At 51.6% G+C, this 17,733-nt stretch carries 10 protein-coding genes; 2 read left to right on the top strand and 8 right to left on the bottom strand.

The genetic code is table 11. The features are described 5' to 3' along the window. Positions 1-13: 13 nt before the first annotated feature. The 4 genes from BM030_RS00725 to BM030_RS00710 form a co-directional block, all read right to left on the bottom strand. The gene (locus BM030_RS00725) at positions 14-3,529 is read right to left on the bottom strand and encodes a PVC-type heme-binding CxxCH protein (RefSeq protein ID WP_090970086.1); all 3,516 of its coding nucleotides are present in this window, start codon (positions 3,527-3,529) and stop codon (positions 14-16) included. Positions 3,530-3,609: 80 nt separating this feature from the next. Then, positions 3,610-4,740 carry a Gfo/Idh/MocA family oxidoreductase gene (locus tag BM030_RS00720; RefSeq protein ID WP_090970084.1) on the bottom strand — a complete coding sequence of 377 codons (1,131 nt, stop codon included), beginning with the start codon at positions 4,738-4,740 and terminating at the stop codon, positions 3,610-3,612. Positions 4,741-4,785: 45 nt separating this feature from the next. Next, complete coding sequence (locus BM030_RS00715; protein ID WP_090970082.1) at positions 4,786-5,646, bottom strand: sugar phosphate isomerase/epimerase family protein; 861 nt, start codon at positions 5,644-5,646, stop codon at positions 4,786-4,788. 19 nt (positions 5,647-5,665) lie between these two features. Then, a complete protein-coding gene (locus BM030_RS00710) occupies positions 5,666-7,210 on the bottom strand; it encodes an MFS transporter (RefSeq protein ID WP_170845587.1) in 1,545 nt (514 codons plus the stop codon). A gap of 233 nt (positions 7,211-7,443) precedes the next feature. Between BM030_RS00710 and BM030_RS00705 the strand changes: the two genes are divergently transcribed. Beyond that, entirely contained in the window at positions 7,444-8,331 is an 888-nt protein-coding gene (locus BM030_RS00705) for an AraC family transcriptional regulator (protein ID WP_090970080.1), read from the top strand. On the opposite strand, the gene BM030_RS00700 is transcribed toward BM030_RS00705, so the two are convergent. Then, positions 8,326-10,683: a TonB-dependent receptor gene (locus BM030_RS00700; RefSeq protein WP_090970078.1), complete on the bottom strand. Its 2,358-nt coding sequence runs from the start codon at positions 10,681-10,683 to the stop codon at positions 8,326-8,328. The genes BM030_RS00705 and BM030_RS00700 overlap by 6 nt on opposite strands. Positions 10,684-10,790: 107 nt before the next feature. Between BM030_RS00700 and BM030_RS00695 the strand changes: the two genes are divergently transcribed. After that, positions 10,791-13,523, top strand: coding sequence for a DUF5695 domain-containing protein (locus BM030_RS00695; RefSeq protein ID WP_090970075.1), 2,733 nt, complete (start codon positions 10,791-10,793; stop codon positions 13,521-13,523). Positions 13,524-13,691: 168 nt separating this feature from the next. Here BM030_RS00695 and BM030_RS00690 read toward each other — a convergent pair whose 3' ends face one another. The 3 genes from BM030_RS00690 to BM030_RS00680 form a co-directional block, all read right to left on the bottom strand. Next, positions 13,692-13,979: a hypothetical protein gene (locus BM030_RS00690; RefSeq protein ID WP_090970073.1), complete on the bottom strand. Its 288-nt coding sequence runs from the start codon at positions 13,977-13,979 to the stop codon at positions 13,692-13,694. Between the two features lie 7 nt (positions 13,980-13,986). After that, positions 13,987-14,199 carry a DUF2683 family protein gene (locus BM030_RS00685; RefSeq protein ID WP_090970071.1) on the bottom strand — a complete coding sequence of 71 codons (213 nt, stop codon included), beginning with the start codon at positions 14,197-14,199 and terminating at the stop codon, positions 13,987-13,989. Positions 14,200-14,286: 87 nt separating this feature from the next. Continuing rightward, entirely contained in the window at positions 14,287-17,352 is a 3,066-nt protein-coding gene (locus BM030_RS00680; protein WP_244518579.1) for a beta-L-arabinofuranosidase domain-containing protein, read from the bottom strand. Positions 17,353-17,733 lie beyond the last annotated feature (381 nt).

Below are 17,733 nucleotides of genomic sequence, written 5' to 3'. Positions count from 1 at the left end.
ACTGGTCTATCCGCTACCTCGCTACCCGCATCACACCGTGCATAATACGCCAATGCCCCGGGAATGTGCACACATACGGATAATCACCCGGTGTGGCTGGCACCTTGATGCTGAGCTCATAACGCCCTTCCGGATCAACCAGCGGCGTGCTGAACAGCACATCCGGCGTATTGGGAATGTATTGCATCTCCACGCCGTTGGGCTGTTTGGCCAATTCGTCTGCGGCCTGCCCAACTTTGTCCAACGTGCCGGGTTTCAGTATAAGCAGATTGTGCTGCATATGGTCCGGGTTTTCAAACACGATTTTCAGTGTCTGCCCCGCCTTGGCCGTAAAATTGGTTATGTCGTACTTCATCTCGCCGACGATGGCTTTTATGGTAATGGATTCATCTGCCACCGCCGTGGTCTCCGCTTCCGCTCCACGGGTATCAACCACCACCAAGCGGGCATTTTCCAGCCGCCCTGTAAAATGAAAATCATCCGGATAATCGCCTACATTGGGTATACGGGGGCTATCATCTCCCCAACGGCGCTGCCGGTTGTGCCCAATGCGGATGATACCATCAGGTACCTCGGTAAACAAGCCGGAAGCCTTTCCTGCCGCCACCTGTTGCCCGTCTACAGCCAATGTCATTTTTCCGTCGGTGAGCAAGGATGCTTTCACTTGAAATGCCTGTGGCAATTCGGCTGTCGAGTTGATCGTCGCCCGGCGCCCTTTTTGGTTCACCTGGAAATACACGTTGCCATCTTTCAGGTATACCGCATAGCCGTCGCGGTTATCGCCGTGCGAGATTAACACGCCTTCAAGCAACAGGCGGCGCATCTCAGGTGGCCGCACATCGGCGACGAAGCTAACCTCGCGTCCGGAAAAATCCGGCACCTGCCTTCCGCCAACCGTGCCGCCTCTTTCGGTACTTAACGGAAGTACGGTCATCCGTTTACCCGCAACGATGCGCTCAGCCAGCGAGCCATCGGTATCAGACAGATCGGGATGCCCTATCCGTTGATGATATTGCGCCAAAAACGGCTGTCTATGTACAGTGCCTGCTATTAACAAGGCATGCGACACCCACTTATCCGCGACATTATCGGCCTGCTGCACCGCATCAAAAATGGCTTGCCCCACAGCATCAGACGGAGACGCATCCGCGAGCGCCAGAAAGGCAGCAAGCCGCACGCGCAGATCGGGATCTTGCAGCACACCTGAAGCAAGTAACTGCTGCACCACCGTTGGGTCATGCACAGGCAACGCTTGGGTTGCCGCACGTCGCACGCCAGGGGCCGGATGCTTGAGTGCCCCGATTACTGCAGACAGGCTCTTTTCGTTTTTACCGTCCAGCAATCGCAACCCATGCAACGTCCAGATAGCATGCATAGCCGGGCCATTTACGTTCGCCTCATCCAGCGAGGTATCCTTTATCAGTTTGTGTAAATCATCTGCTACATCCGGGTTTCCCCGTTCTACCAGCAGACGCTGGGCAGTAAGCCTCCAGAACATATTGTCACTTTCCAATGCAGCTATCAAACTACCCGGACGCCTGGGATTCAGCCGGTAGTATTTTGAGGGCTTCGCATCTTCATGCACCAACCGGTAAATGCGGCCGCGGGTGTTATCACGGAGAGGGTCGATATACGCGTTACCTTTCCCGTTTTCAAATCCCTCAGGTGTAGGATTGTGCTGGATAACGAAGTTATACCAATCCAATACCCATAAAGCCCCGTCGGGGCCGACCTTAGCTTCCACCGGACCGAACCAGTTGTCCGAACTGGCCACCATGTTCCAGCCATCACCTTTCTCCACGAACCCAGATCCCTGCTGTTGCAGGATATGCCGGTGCACCAGCCGTCCCGTTGGCTCGGCAATGAATGCGACCCTGTTCCAATATTCCTTCGGAAATGCCCTTGCCGTATACAAGCTATGGCCGGCCGCTGCGGTAAAGCCGCCATGCACATCCACCTGGCGCAGCTCTTTCGTGAGCACGTGCATGTGATAATGCCCATCAATTTTTTCAATGCCCCGCTCCCGCAGATCGGCACTTTCGTAGTAACGTGAGGGGATGGCAAAGAAATCGCTATGCTCATTGTTTGCCGTAGAAATGAACACGTCGAACTCCTCCGAAAAACCGAGCCCCCAGGTATTGTTGGATGTATTACCCAGCACCTCAAAGTCCTTCGCCCCGGCATCAAACCGATAGATTCCTTGGCCGAACTTGAACGGTTTACCCGCAATGGTACCTTCAAAGCCCGAATATCCCACCGTGCCCCAGATTTTATTGTCCATGCCATACCGGAGGTTTGACGGTCCTGCATGCGTGTCATAGGTGCCCCAACCGTCGATAAGCACTTCACGGACATCCGCTCTATCGTCGCCATCGGTATCCTTGAGAAAGAGGAAATGTGGTGCCTGAGCCACGATAATGCCGCCGTTGGCAAACGTAAATGCCGTCGGGATATTCAACCCTTCAGCAAAAACGGTAAACTTGTCCGCTTTGCCATCGCCGTCGGTGTCCTCACAGATAATGATCCGGTCGTCGCCCTCGCTTTTATCGTCGCGCACGGTGTTGGGATAATCCACGGTCTCTACGATCCATAGCCTCCCCTTTTCATCCCAGTCCATGGCAATAGGCTTTTTGATGTCCGGTTCGCTGGCAAACAGTTCCAGCCGGAAACCGACGGGCACCTGGATCAGCGTCTGCGATTCTTCAGGACTGAGGGGAAGTTGGTAACGTGGTGGAGGGTTACGCCGTTCATAGTTGGGCATACGGCCCGTTTCATATTGGGGCTGAGCGATGCTGAACGCCCTCATCCGGTTCACCGCATCGCCGCCCACGGCCCATAGGATACCACTTTTGACCAGTTGTAGAAAACCGGGATTGCGGAAAGTCCGCTCGTCATGTCCGAACGCGGTATAGAACACCCTTCCCTTACCGTACTCTTTTACCCAGGTATAGGGTTCACGGTGAGTACTGTCTACGCGCTCCATCAAGACCACGATATCATCGGCTATTTTATCATGCACATAGGTTTCATCCCATTCCGTTTCAAACGGTTCCACCCCGGCCATAGCCGGGTGGTCGGGCTTGACAATTTCTGCTGAAAAAGCGCCGCCGCCATGGCTTTTGAATTGCCCCCCGATGAGTGCCACCACCTCGGGCGAGTTACGGAAACAGAAAGACGCCGAATGAAGCGGGATAAACCCCTTGCCAGAGGCTACGTAAGCCAGCAAGGCCTGCTCCTGCGCGGGCGTGATAGAGTCATGGTTGGCATACACAATCAGCCCATCGTACCGGTGAAGATCGTCACGCGTCAGGTCTTCCGGGTCAGTGGAATACGTGATATTTATTCCTTCCGGAAAATACTCCTGCGCCAGTATATCGGCTAACAATTCCGAGTCGTGATGCTTGCTCGCATGACCGAGGAAAAACAGTTCCAGCCGCCTTGGCCCGTTGTCTTCGCCGCGCTGTGTGTTGCAACCTAAAAAGAACAGCGTGCCCAATAGCAGCGGAATTATTCTGAATAATGTATTCATTTTATTGTTTAATTGACATTTATTCGACTTCTATAACGTGATGTATGGGAGCGTATACCATCATCGCACTATTGCATCATTCAGGATGACCATGTAAATTCCGGAAGCCGGATGATTTCGCCCCCCTTCATGGCCGACTCGTGTGCAAGAATACCCACGGCGGTGATGTTGGCCGATTGCCTGACATTCGGGAACGGCTGGCGGCCTTCAACCAACGCGCTGATAAACTCATGCACCAGGTGCGGATGTGAGCCGCCATGGCCGGCACCCTGGGTGAACGATAGGTGCTGATTTTCGTCCTCGTCATATACACCGCCGGTGGTAAAGCGTTGTATGGATGCAGGCAGCAGGTGGGCATAGTCCGGACACTCCACCTCTTCCGCAATTTCGGGCTCCGGCCGCTTAGCGGTATGCAGCACCAACGGTCGGCCCTCAATCAATGGCCATTCCACAGCCTTCTTTGATCCGTACACTTCAAAACTCTCCCGGTACTGCCGCGCCGTATCGAAGAGCGACCGGTAAACGTGGGCGCTCAAATCCGAATCCCGGAATTTAATATGGGCACTCTCTACGGCAAACGGCGAGTGGTAATGGCGGTGCAGCGATTCCCGGATGGTACCCGACCCGAAACACGACACGTATTCCGCCTCGCTGCGGGTAAGCCCCAGCACCGGTCCGACACAATGGGTGGCGTAATGCATGGGCGGCAATCCGGGCCAGTAATCGGGCCATCCGTCCATATCCTGTTGGTGACTGGCCTTCAGGAACTGGATTTTTCCCAGTTCTCCCTTTTCATACAATTCTTTCATAAACAGAAATTCCCGGGCATACACCACCGTTTCCATCATCATATAAGTGAGCCCGGTTTCCTCTGCTGCTTCCACTAACTGCCGGCATTCCTCCACCGTAGTAGCCATCGGCACGGTACAGGCCACATGCTTGCCCGCCCGGAGCGCTTTCAGCGACTGCTCTGCATGGTTAGGTATCGGCGTATTAATGTGTACAGCATCCACCTCCTCATCTTTCAGCAGCTCATCATAATCCCGATACCGCTTTTCAATACCGAACGTATCGCCTATTTTATTCAGGTTCTCCTCATTGCGCTGGCAGATAGCATACATATGGGCATGGGGATGCCTTTGGTATATGGGAATAAACTCTGCCCCGAACCCCAGCCCGATAATTGCCACATTGATTGGTTTCTTGTTCATGGTATATTACTTCTGTTGTTAGTTATCGTGTATATCGCTATTTGTTCATCCAATCCACTCACGCAAAAATCGATGCCCCTCACGGGCGAAAGCATCCTGGCTTTCCGCCAAGTTGCGCCAGATGCATACCGCGCCTGCCAGTTCCTTGTTTTCCGGTGTGAAGCTTTCTATTGACACTACGCCGCTGTACCCGATTGCAGCAAGCCCGCGGCGATAGGCATCCCAATTGGCATTTCCCGTACCTGGCGTGCCACGGTAGTTTTCGGACACCTGCATGTGGATGAGCTTATCGCCTGCCTTGTAGATAGCCTCTTCGGGATCTGGTTCCTCAATATTCATATGGAACATATCCAGGCATACTTTCGCGGCGGGATGGTCGATAGCAGCTATCAACCGGAGTACATCGTCTACATTGTTAATCAGATCCGACTCAAACCGGTTCAACGGCTCCAGCGCGATATCCAGCCCCAGGGATGCCGCCATCGCGCAGACCTTACGAAGGTTCGCTACGGCCCGCTCCCATTCTACAGCCCGCTGTTCGGGTGGTACCATCCGCGCTTTGCCGACGGCCGAGTACATCGGTCCTGCAAAAAACCCGGCTCCCAGCGCCTTGGCAATCGCCAGACACTGCTCAATGTATTCCAGCGCATTGGCCTGAAGGCGTTCATCATCACTGGTCAGGTCTCTCGTACTACCAAATGCCCCGCATACCACAACCCCCAGGTTATTGCCGGCCAGTGCATCGCCAATCCGGGCGACATCAATCAGCGCCGGATCTTCCACGGCAATCTCCACCGTATCATAGCCGAGCGACGAAACCCGTTTAAATAATGCCTCCGCTTCTTCCGTACGGAACGGAGATACCCATAGCCAGGTGCTCACCCCCAGTTTAACGTTCAGTGCCATATGGAAATCTTTTAATTGCTTATGCCGTTGATGCCCCAGTGTCCAGCACCTTCACTTTATATCCGCCCCTCCGTCTGAAATACAACATCAGCAGCAGGTAAGATACCAGCATGATAACCGGAAACACCACGATGTCGCGCAGGGCAACTTTCTTCGCGTCCTCCTGCAGGGCCGAAATTGTCTCCTTGTCTTCCTGCGGCGCACGCTGGAACTTTTCAAAGTCAAGTGCCTGGTATTCGCCGAACAAACTGGTCTTTTCTTCCGTGAGGTACGTGTTATAGAGTGAAGTATTATTTTCCGCGTCGTATTTCGCAATATTGCCGTCAGCACGTTTATCCTGCAGGAACCCCAGCACTCCCGCTCCGATGACGCCCGCACTGATCATGCCGAGCCCGGCAATCACATTCAGTGTCAGTGCGCCGCCTTTCGGGAATTGCTCGGATACCACCCCCAGCATCAGCGGCCATAGGTACGACTTGCCGAACGCATAGATGGTCGCCGCTATCAGGATGGTAACACCAACGGAATAGGATAAATAGTACAGGCCGATGGCAGCTATAAACGAGCTGACCGCCAGTAACCCCAGCGGCGACATCCGATGAATGATGGACCCGGCAAACAACCTCAGCACCAGCATTATGGCCGATGTATAAACCAATACCCAGCCTCCCTGAAGACCGAGCTTTTCCATTTCGGTCTCCATCAGGCTACTGATCCAGCTATCCGTACCCAATTCTGTGATAGCCAAGGGTACCATCACTAATAGCAGCACGATAAACAAGGGTCGCCCCCAACTTTTTACATATAGTCCGAAACCGAGCGCAATCACCAGCGTGACCGCTACGCTCACCCAAGTGCCCCAGCCGAATACCTGTCCCAACTGGAATACGATCAACGCAGTAATCAGCAATGCACCCACGCCTCCCAGTTCCTTCAACATCTCCAGATAAGATACGCCCGCCTGCACTCGCTCATTGGCGGCAAACCTACGGGTGGCCATCATTATGCCATACAGTAGCGTAGGGATCAGTATCAGCGCAATCTTTAGTTTCCAGGAGGTTTCCGGTCCCCAGGCAAGTGCCAATAGGCCGCCAAGCACCAGGCCTCCCGGCCAACCTGCATGCAGAATGGCCAACCATTTGGTCTTTTGCTTGGGAAACATGGTGGCTACCACAGGATTTACCACTGCTTCTACGATTCCGTTACCTAATGCCATCATAAATGTACCCACATACAGCATCCAATAGCCCGTGGCGAAGATCGTGACCACCGCTGAGGCAACGTGAAAAAGGAAGGCAAACACCATGGACGTTTTATACCCCACTTTGTCGACAATCAGGCTGAACAACACGATGCTAATGGCAAACGGCCAAAGCCCAACCCCGGATATTTCACCCAGTTGAGTTTGGGTCAACTGAAATTCCGCACCCCAGTCATTGAGCACAAAAGCCCGCAAGACAAAACCGAAAGAAGTAGCCACCAGGGAGATAACGCATGCATAAAACAATAGCATATCCGGCTTGCCGACGGGCACATCTCCGGTTGTTTTCGTTTCTTCTGTCATAATTCCGTTATAATAGTTTAATAATTTGGTTGTTATAGCAGCTAAGATAATTGCTTTATCCTTTTGTACACACCTTTTAATTAACAAATGCTGACTGTATTTTATCCACTTACTATCAAACATCTATCATAAATGGATAATCGGATAACATTTTCATTACAATAAACAGCGCTGCATACCGTTTATTTACATGTGGATAACGGTTATTGTCCGGAAACCAGTCATAAACAACCATGCAAGTCAGCTTAAAGAAAAAGGCCATTCAAAAAACCCGGATTCCGGAAGGCAACATTTTTGCAATCCGCGAACTACAAGACAAGCACTTTGATACGACATGGCACGCGCATCTGGAATATCAGCTTTTTCTGGTGATGGAAGGCACCGGAACCAAATTCATCGGCAATACCGTTAAACCCTTCGACAAAGGCGACCTGACGTTCCTCGGCCCCAACATTCCCCACCTTTGGCGGAGCGACGAAAGCTATTTTGAACAGCAATCAGCGAAAACCAGCCGGGGACTGGTTATCTATTTCAATGGTGCAGCCCTTGGCCAGCTGATGGAAAAAGAAGAGTTTACACAGCTTAGGACGTTGCTGGAAAAAGTGCGCCATGGGATGGAAATTTACGGCAAAAGTGCAAAGGAAACCGCGTTGTTAATGCATGAATTGCTGTACCTGCACGGCATGGAACGTGTCATTCACTTGCTGCGGATATTTGACCTGTTGGCTAAAAGCAAAGAATATCATTTATTGCATGACGACGTGGTGTTTTATCAGCCTAAAGACATGGAAACCAATCGGATAAATACGGTATATAATTATGCTGCGCAACGATTTAGGCATAAAATCACGTTGGAAGAGGTATCAACTTTGCTCAATATGACCCCTACATCGTTCAGTCGGTACTTCACTATGAAAACCAGCAAATCATTTTCCTATTTCCTCACCGAGCTCCGTATCCGCAACGCATGCAAGCTTCTGTCTACCGATGAGGCCAAAAATATAGCCCAAATCTGCTACGAATCGGGATTCAACACCTTATCGAATTTCAACAAGCAATTCAAGACGTTCATCGGGATGACCCCGACAGAATACCGGCAGAAGTTTTTGCTGACACTATAGCTCGAACCGTTTCCGGACGGTTAAACCGAAAGTGAGGGGCCTTCCAAGATGCGCTGCGGCGAAACCGAAATCATAGGCGTAATCGACATAACGCGTATCCGCCAAGTTCTGCCCCCACAGCATCAATTCATATCCCTGTACGGTATAACCGATATTGGCATTCAGTAAACTGTAGGCCTCCTGACCGATGGTATTTTCCACCACAAAATATTGATGCCCGATGAACTTCCCATATACGCCCAGTTGCAACTGCTGGTCTCCCCACAGCGGAATAGCATACTGCGCGCCCAGGAAACCCGTCCACTCCGGCGTAAACACCGGACGGTTGCCTCGGAGCTGCACATTGCCGTCCTGCCCCGCTGTATGCAGATTTAGATAACGGGCATGGGTAAAGGCAGCGCTTCCCCGGAGACTCAGGTTAGGCGCTACACGAGCTTCAGTTTCCAGCTCCACGCCCATGCTTTCCATCCGACCGGTATTCTGCGTTACGGTAATGGCATCGGGAAGCAGCAAAACCGGCACCTGTGCGTCATGCACGCGCGAATAGAATGCCGCTACATTGAGCAGTAAACGCTGATTCCAAGACATCAGTTTACTGCCGAGCTCGATATTGTCACTGTATTCCGGCTTGAACGGCCGCAGCGGGGCTTCCCCGTCGCCCAGCGATAGCTGGGAGATGCCGCCCGCACGGAATCCCCGGGTATAGCTTCCGTACATGTGGTACCCCTCGTTAAATGCATATTTCGCAGTCAAGCTTGGCGTGAATGCGTGGAAATCAGCCGAAGCCGAAGTGTCGGGCTGGGTAACCATGACGTCGCCCCCATCCGGCTTGAATTCCCCGCGGGCATTCAGCCGGGCCTGCTCATAATCATACCGCAGCCCTGCCTGGACTTCCCATCCATTGCCAAACCGCAGCCCCAGTTGGCCAAAGGCAGCTGCCCCCTGGTTAACAGCGGCATTGGTCAGTATACCCGTAGCGTTGGCCGGATACCCGTCGCCCAACATCGCAGCATCCGCGCCGAAGTGCGTACCTTGCTTGGTCGGCGCATCCTGATGGAATAAAAACGCGCCGGCCGTCCAATGCACCGGTGCATCTTTAGCGGGGGCGGACGAAAACTTAAGCTCTTGGGTGAATACTTTCACATGATTCCAGTCGTTGCCGTAGTTGTTGACAATCGACATACCGTCCAGCGGCATAAAATCCGCATCAATAGGATCACGGTAATACCGGTAGTTGGATTGAAACGCGGTCTGCGAACTGAAATGGATGGCGTTGCCGAAATGATTGACCGATAGCGATGCATTGCGCGACTCATCCACCATCGTCGTTTTCGCATTCTGGTTCAGGTGAAACGGATTAGCGAATGCGTCGTCGAGTCCCATAATCAGTGCAAACGCGCCATTGTTACGGTTTGATACATGCTTCGCATTCAGTGTTACCGCCCACTGCGCACCGGGCAGGTATTTCAGGAAATAATTACCGAATACCGTGTGCTGCCTGTCGTAAGGTGAGCCATCGAAGTCGTTGGTATAAAAGCCCTCCAGTCCATTGAACATACCCGACACCCCGAAAAACAATCTGTCCTTTACAATCGGTGCGCGGAGCCCCAGCAAGTAACGTTGCTGCCTGTGGCTTCCCCAATTGGCTTCCACTAATCCGCTAACGTTATTGGTGGGTTGTTTAGTCACCACGTTAATCACGCCGGCCATAGCATTGCGACCGTAAAGGGTGCCCTGCGGCCCGCGGAGCACTTCTATACGCTCCACATCCAGCAAATAAGGGATATATGTATCCAGCCCGAACTGGTTAACCCCGTCTACGTATGTAGCCACAGCCTGGTTATAGGATGTGGTGGTAATGCCACGGATAGACGTGACGTTACGGTTATCGCCCGGATTGGCCATATTCAGGTTAGGCACCACCGCAGTGATGTCCATCACATTCCAGATATATTGCTGTTCCACCGCTCTGGCGGTAACCACCGACAAGCTGGCCGGCACATCATGCGGATCGTTTTCCATTTTCCGAGCCGTCACGACCGCCTCATCCAGCCGGGTACTGACGGGGGCCAGCGAAACGGTTATTGTAGTATCGCCCTGCACAGACAATTTGCGGTTTTCCGTGGCATATCCCAGGGCGCTTATCCGGATGGTGTGGATACCATTGGGAATTCCTTGAATGATAAAATAGCCTCCCTCATCGGTATTCGCTACCCGATTGGAGTTTAACACCTGTATCGTAGCACTTTGAACTGCGGTAGCGTTTTCAGTTTGTATGTTACCGCGCACCACCGATTGCGCCAACGCCGCGGTTGACCCAACGGCCAATAAAATGGTCAGTAGAGATTTCATAAACGGCGGTTAAATTAGCTATTTTTCGCTAAGATACGGGCAATATCCAGCAAATATTGATAAAGACGTTATACCCTGTATCCTTACATTTGTTCCTGATGAACTGAATGATGAATATACGTTACCTTATACCCCTGCTGCTCTCCATGATTTACGCCGGATATGTCCCCACGCGTGCGCAATCGCCGTGGGATCGGATAACGGCCCGTCCGGCTACGCTTGGATTGGAACATGGAATCACGGAATTCACTGTTGCGCCTTTCAAACTAAAATTGGTTAATGCATCCCAAACGGTGGCACGCTTAACCCTTCTTGCCGATACCGTGTTTGACTATACGCCGGATGAACGGCTCGAAGCCCGCGCCAAAGATGGACTCTATCACTTAGGCGACATCAATTTCCGCATCCGCACCGGTGCCAGTGGCGATTGGCGATCATTTTCGAGCGCTGCTAAACGAGCGCCCGTCATCCCCCTGCCTGTACGTGGCAGCACGCTGGCTGCCGCCGATCTGGCTCCTACACTCCCAAACGATGTGCCCTTAACCGTAAAACGTTTTTGGCAAAACGATGATGGCCATTTGATATTGCGTTTCGAACTGACCAACAAGACGACACATGACATTGAAATCGGCGCATTGGGTATACCCTTGATTTTTAATAATATCCTGGAAGGAAAGCACCTCGATGAAGCGCATGCAGACAATGTGTTTTTTGATCCTTACATCGGTATGGATGCGGGCTATCTACAAGTAAACAGGCTTCATGGCAAAGGACCTGTATTGCTTGTTCTTCCCCATGAAAATGCACCATTTGAAGCGTACCACCCGCTGAATGACGATCCAACACCGCGCGGCATCGTTTTCGAGGGCTTCCACGAATGGATGATCCACAGTAAAGCGTATGCAGACGACGAATGGAAAGGCGTAGCGCAGTGGAACGAGCCGACTTCTACGCTGCTCAAGGCGGGACAAAGCAAATCATTCGCACTGAAATTCGCCACGGCGCCAAGTATCCGCCAAATCGAAGACGAGCTGATTAGTCAAAAGCGCCCCGTCGCTGTCGGCGTGCCTGGCTATGTCGTCCCGAAAGATATAACGGCCAAGCTATTCCTGAATTACGGCAGCAGGGTAAAATCGGTTGCAGCCTATCCTGCCGGCTCCCTAACCATCAAACGCGGCAAGAAAACCAAACATGGATGGGAAACCTATGAGATTGCGGGCAATACCTGGGGCCGTTCCCGGCTCACGGTCACGTATGCCGATGGGTTGACGCAAACCATCAACTACAAGGTCATTAGCCCCGAAAAGGAAACGGTAGATAAGCTCGGACATTTCCTTACCACTGAGCAATGGTTTGACGACCAACGCGACCCCTTTGGACGCGCCCCTTCGATCATCAACTACGACTATGACGTCAAACGGAAGCTTACGCAGGAAAATCGCGCCTGGTTTGTCGGACTGAGCGACGAGGCCGGTGCAGGCAGCTGGCTGGCTGCGATGATGAAGCAAGTGTTGCGGCCGAACAAGGCGGAAGTCGAAAAACTGAAGCGCTTTGTTAATGAGACGCTTTGGGGCGGCATCCAGTACAAGGATGGGCCACTAAAATATGCGGTAAAGAAAAGCATGTTCTATTATGAGCCCGACTCCATGCCGAAAGGCACCTACGTAGACAGCATCCCCTTCCGTGGGTGGTCGGCCTGGAAGAAAAAGGAAGCCGACGATCCGGGCCGCTCGTATAACTATCCGCACGTGGTTGCGGCTTACTGGACGATGTATCGCCTGGGCAGATACCATGTGGGCTACGCCGATGATATCCCCTGGAAGCAATCGCTTGAATACGCGTTCCACACCACTATGGCGATGATGAAGCATGCGCCCTATTACACGCGGTTTGGTCTCATGGAAGGCTCGGTCTTTTTACTGGTACTCAACGACCTGAAGGCCGAAGGGCTTACCGAAATGGCCAGTGAAATGGAAGCAGCCATGCGCAAGCGGGCCGATCATTGGAAGCAGCAGGCGTACCCTTTCGGCAGCGAGATGCCATGGGACTCCACCGGCCAGGAAGAAGTATACCTATGGTCGCGCTACTTCGGCATGGATGAAAAAGCGATGGTCACGCTTAATGCCATCCTGGCCTATATGCCCACTGTGCCGCATTGGGGCTATAACGGCAGTGCCCGCCGGTATTGGGATTTCGTATATGGCGGGAAGCTTTCCCGCATTGAGCGTCAGCTGCACCACTATGGATCTGGACTGAACGCCATCCCCGTGCTTACCCATTACCGCGATAACCCGGACGACTTTTACCTGCTTCGCGTAGGTCACGCCGGTGCCATGGGGGCGTTAGCCAATATTACCGAAGACGGTTTTGGACCGGCTGCCTTTCACTCCTATCCCTCCACGCTCGCTATTGATGGCTATGCCGGCGATTATGGATGTGGGTTTTATGGCTATGCAATCAACTCGGGCACATACATCGTAAATCACCCCGAATTCGGCTGGCTGGCATTCAGTGGAAGCCTCTCCGAAAAAGGCGATTTGGTCAACACAAAAATTACCTCGGCTGCACGGTCGCGGGTCTATCTGGCTCCCATTGGCCTTTGGATAATTGCCGATGCGGGCAAAATTGACGAAGTGTCCTATAACATCAAGACCGGCGAGGTCACACTCACGCTGGCCGGAGCAGATGAGCATACGCCGAATACACTGCTGCGTCTTGAACGGCAAGGCACCAAGGACGGTGGCGACGTTGCGCTTGCCGGGTTTGAAAAGAACGGGCAGGGCCAATACGTGGTACCGAACGGATCCGGTGCCCGTGCCATCCGTGTACGAAGCAAATAGGTTTCTTCTTACTATTTGCAACACGATGGTTAATCGTACCGCTGCACATCCCACCAAGGCCGTTCAGGGGTGTTGCTTCCGCGAAGGGTATCCGCCCGCGAAAACCGTTCCTGCCTGGTCACCAAATCCTGAGCTGCGGCATCTTCCACAATCCAATTAAGCTGCCACCTATAGAATCGGTTCCTGCCGATTATCAAAGAAAACGATAAGCTGAACCTCATCACCCACGACACGGAACAAAACGAAATGGTGCGATGCACGATAGCGCGCCTTACATGCACATCCTCTTATAGTCTGAAAAGCAAATGGGTATTTGGCAACGACACCCAGTACCCGCCGGGTATCTTTCTGAAACTGTTTGGCAGTTTTAACGCCCTGACGTTTCTTCACTTGCTCCAACAAGGCTTCAAAACTGTCTTTCGCTTCTTGGGAGAAGTACAGGTTATAGTCCGCCATTACGGAATTAGGGGTTGCGGGTCAGTAATTCTTCAAACTCGCTAAATGGGATTTTCCGCCCATTGTCCAAGTCCTCGATTCCGTGTTTCATTCCTTTGATGGCATGGTGGGGCAGGGGAGCGGACACCTGCGGCTCAAAGTTGATCTTAAGCGCCTTCAACACAGCCTTCAATGCGGAGAGTTGTTCTTTATTTTCAGGATATACTACGTACGCTTCCATGAAAACAAATATAGCGTATTTCTTTTTTCATTTCAATTTTCACGGCTATTAAATCTTATATTCTTACCTAAATGTTGATCTCAAGACCTATTTCAACGTCACATCCAAGTACACAGAATGACGTCCGTATGTTTCATAGAACGGTTTAAAAACCACCCCGTCAATCTCAAATTGCAACTGCTGCGGGTTCCCTTTGATTGATCTGCTGATATCGTTCGCATCCAGGGTTACCTTACGCCACTCATTTCTTGCTTCAGGTTCCTGGGCAGCCAGCAATATCGGTCCGTAAAACAGGCTGGCGATGTTCTGCTGATCCATGACCGGATCCAGGCGAAATTGAAAAGGCATTTTCAATTCGATGACATCGCCATCTTTCCAGTTGCGGCGTAATGGCAGATAGCTGCCCGGCTTCGCCTCCACCTTTTGTGCTTTACCATTGATCGTCACAAAGAACCCTTTGGTTGCCCACCCGGGTACACGTACGTGCATAGCAAACTTCCCACTACCCTTAATTGTCAGCCGGGTATGGTCTTCCCTGGGAAAATTTGTTGCCTGTTCCACCGTTATTCCGCGCTCAGTCCAATTTAATGTTGAGGGGATGTATAGGTTGACATAAAGCGCCTGATCATCCTTGCTTTTAAAGTAGATGGAATTCTGCAGCTTGGTACTGCTCTCTATTGCGGTGCCGTTGCAGCACGTAAAGCCTGTCATATTCGGATTACCGAATCGCTTGATAGCCCCTGGCCGAAGCGGCACATGATAGGTGTTGGCCGGGCTATCCTCGGCTACCGAAGCCAGGATGTGGTTGTACAGCCCACGCTCATAATAGTCCATCAACTCCGCCCGCTGATCGAAGAGGAACAAATTGCCTGTCAGCTTTAGCATATTGTAGGTGGCGCAGGTTTCATTTTGCCCTCCCGCAGCAAAGCCGTTTTCGTACAATGTTGCCGGCTGGGCAATAAAACACTCCGCATTGGCCGGGTTACGTGCACCGGCAACGCCACCAATGCTATACATATAATCATTAACCGCCTTATACCAGAAGTTATCAGCCACTTTGTAATATTCCGGATTATTGGAAACCCGGTACATTTCGATACTTCCCACGATTTGCGGAATATGCTGGTTGGCATGCAATCCGCGGAAGGTATCGACATTTTTAGCGAGCCCATGCGAGCGTTTGGCATCGCCAAAAAACATGTCGATATTGTCAAACAACTGTGCGGTCTTCAGGTAATTCGCCTCCCCTGTGATCCGGTACAGGCGCGCCATTGCCTCATTCATGCCCCCAAATTCACCGGCAATGTATGTATTCCACATTTTTATAAGTGTCTCCGTCGGCAGCTTGCTCAAACGAGCATATACCCAATCGCTCATGCCCTTCGCTATTTCCAGCGCTTTTTCATTGCCACTCACCTCATACACATCCATTAAGCCGGCCAGAATTTTATGCAACGTGTAATAAGGCGCCCAAACCTGATTTTTCTGGCCTCCGTACGTCGCTCCGTTTTCCAGCATGATAAATTGATCCGGGGGATAAGCACTGATGAAACCTTCTCCCCAGTTCCAATAATCCGTACGGATGCCCGTCTCGCTAAGATCGGAATCATAGTCTGACTTTCCCGGGCCTGGCGGTACCGCCGTGGGGTCGGACACAGCGGTACCCCCTGCTTCTTTCGGTCTTCCGGATAATTGGGATAAGTCATATAGGGTATTGACCATATATGCCATTTTTTCGGCGAAATTGGCCTGAAGTGCTTTGTCATATCCCGTACTGGCGTAGGCCTGCGCAATGGCCGTGAGGTAATGTCCCGTGGCATGCCCCCTTAATTTGGTATCCTGGCTGTCCCAGACCCCCAGGGGTTTTGCTCCTTCGGGCTGCGGTTGGCCGAACGCATGGCGGAACATATAAAGAAAGGAGTTCGGATCAGTCTTGGCCAACGTGGTGATAAACTTATCACGATTTTCAATAAATTTAGTTTCGTGCTCATACGTATCGGTTTCCAACGAAACCCGATCCAAATCAAACGCTTCCAGCTTTAGATCCGGTGCAGTTGATTTTTTATCCCCGCTGATGGTAACGAAAGCCCTGGGCTGAAAATCCGTTCCGGGTACGCGCCCCGTAACGGTATAGCGGCCGGCACTCATCACGTCGCTGTTGTCTGTCGGAGCAGGCCACAGCACGCGTACTTTCGGGCCGTTCATCCCGTCCTTGTAAGTTCCCTGTACATAACTCGGCAATCGGGGCAAATGCCCTACTTCCGTCTCCACTTCTACATCGGAGACATCCACCAGATACGCATGATAAAGCTGTGACTGGGACAACAGGAAAGTCGGCAGATCTTCCTCCGGCTTACCCTCGTTTACCGCACGCCGATTGGCTCCCCGCTGTGAATTGTTATAGATTCTATTAACCTGACTTCCACTTAAGGGAATACGGTAAATACGAAAATCATGTATCATGGCATCAAGATAAGGATCCTCAGGCAGCAGCGATTTTCCGATATAAAGCTGATTCTTCCCGCCAGATTGCGGATCGAATACTGCTGTCAACTCCAGTGGAACCTCCTTGGCTTCGCCCACCGGCATGCCATCAACGTAAGTCATGACAGATTTGGAGGGAACATCAATTACGACGGCAAGATGAATCCACTTATCCGTTTCTATAGCCGGAGAAACCGCCCCCTTGGCATTGTTTCCTTCCGCCGTTATCAGCGCCTGGAAGCCCGCCTGGGCTTTTGTCCCTACCGGGGCTGCAAAGAAATGCTTGGCGGTATCCTTTCCAAAATCAAAAAAACGCTGGCCGGGCTGGGCCGAACGCAGGTATATCCATCCGGATATACTAAGCGACTCCAGGTCGGCCAATGCCTCTTCGGGTATCGCAACAAACGCGCTGCTATCGCCAGTGAGCGACAAGACCTTCCCAAACCGGTTGTCATTGACAAATTTGACCCCAGCGCCTTGAATTTGGGCGTGCAAATTATTCCGGGACCAGTCTTTGGTGTCGCCATCAAACACATAACGGGCAATCATTCCGGTTTCACCAATCCCATCCAGTATCTGGTCCCCGTTTTGTGCGTGAGCGGTGTTAACACCCTGAACAAAAACAGCAACGAAAAAGACGGCATACAAGAATACGTTATACATGTTCATTCGAATATTGTTTAAAGATTGCAGCTTGCGTTACGCTACTATTCTATTTCTTTTTAAAGACAGCCTATGCAGGATTTTCAATAAACCCTGTTAATTTAATACATTAAACAAGCGATACACGATGGATAATTCTGTCTAAAACTATAAAGAATCCGTGTTAAGCGATAATTCTATTTTAGTTAATCATAACCTGATATTAACAGGTATCCAAAAACTGTAACCCGTAATCAAGTTCAGCGCCGGTCGGTGCCCGGTAGCACCCTCACCTGTGCTTCTCCCGTGCTTCTCCCGTGTGATATCCTATAGATATCCAATAATACTTCGGTAAAAAGGCCATTTGACCGTATTTCATCGGATACCTATCGGGATCGTATAGGGAAA

Source organism: Parapedobacter composti, assembly GCF_900112315.1.
Lineage (GTDB): Bacteria > Bacteroidota > Bacteroidia > Sphingobacteriales > Sphingobacteriaceae > Parapedobacter > Parapedobacter composti.
This window is presented reverse-complemented; position numbering and strand designations above follow the sequence as displayed.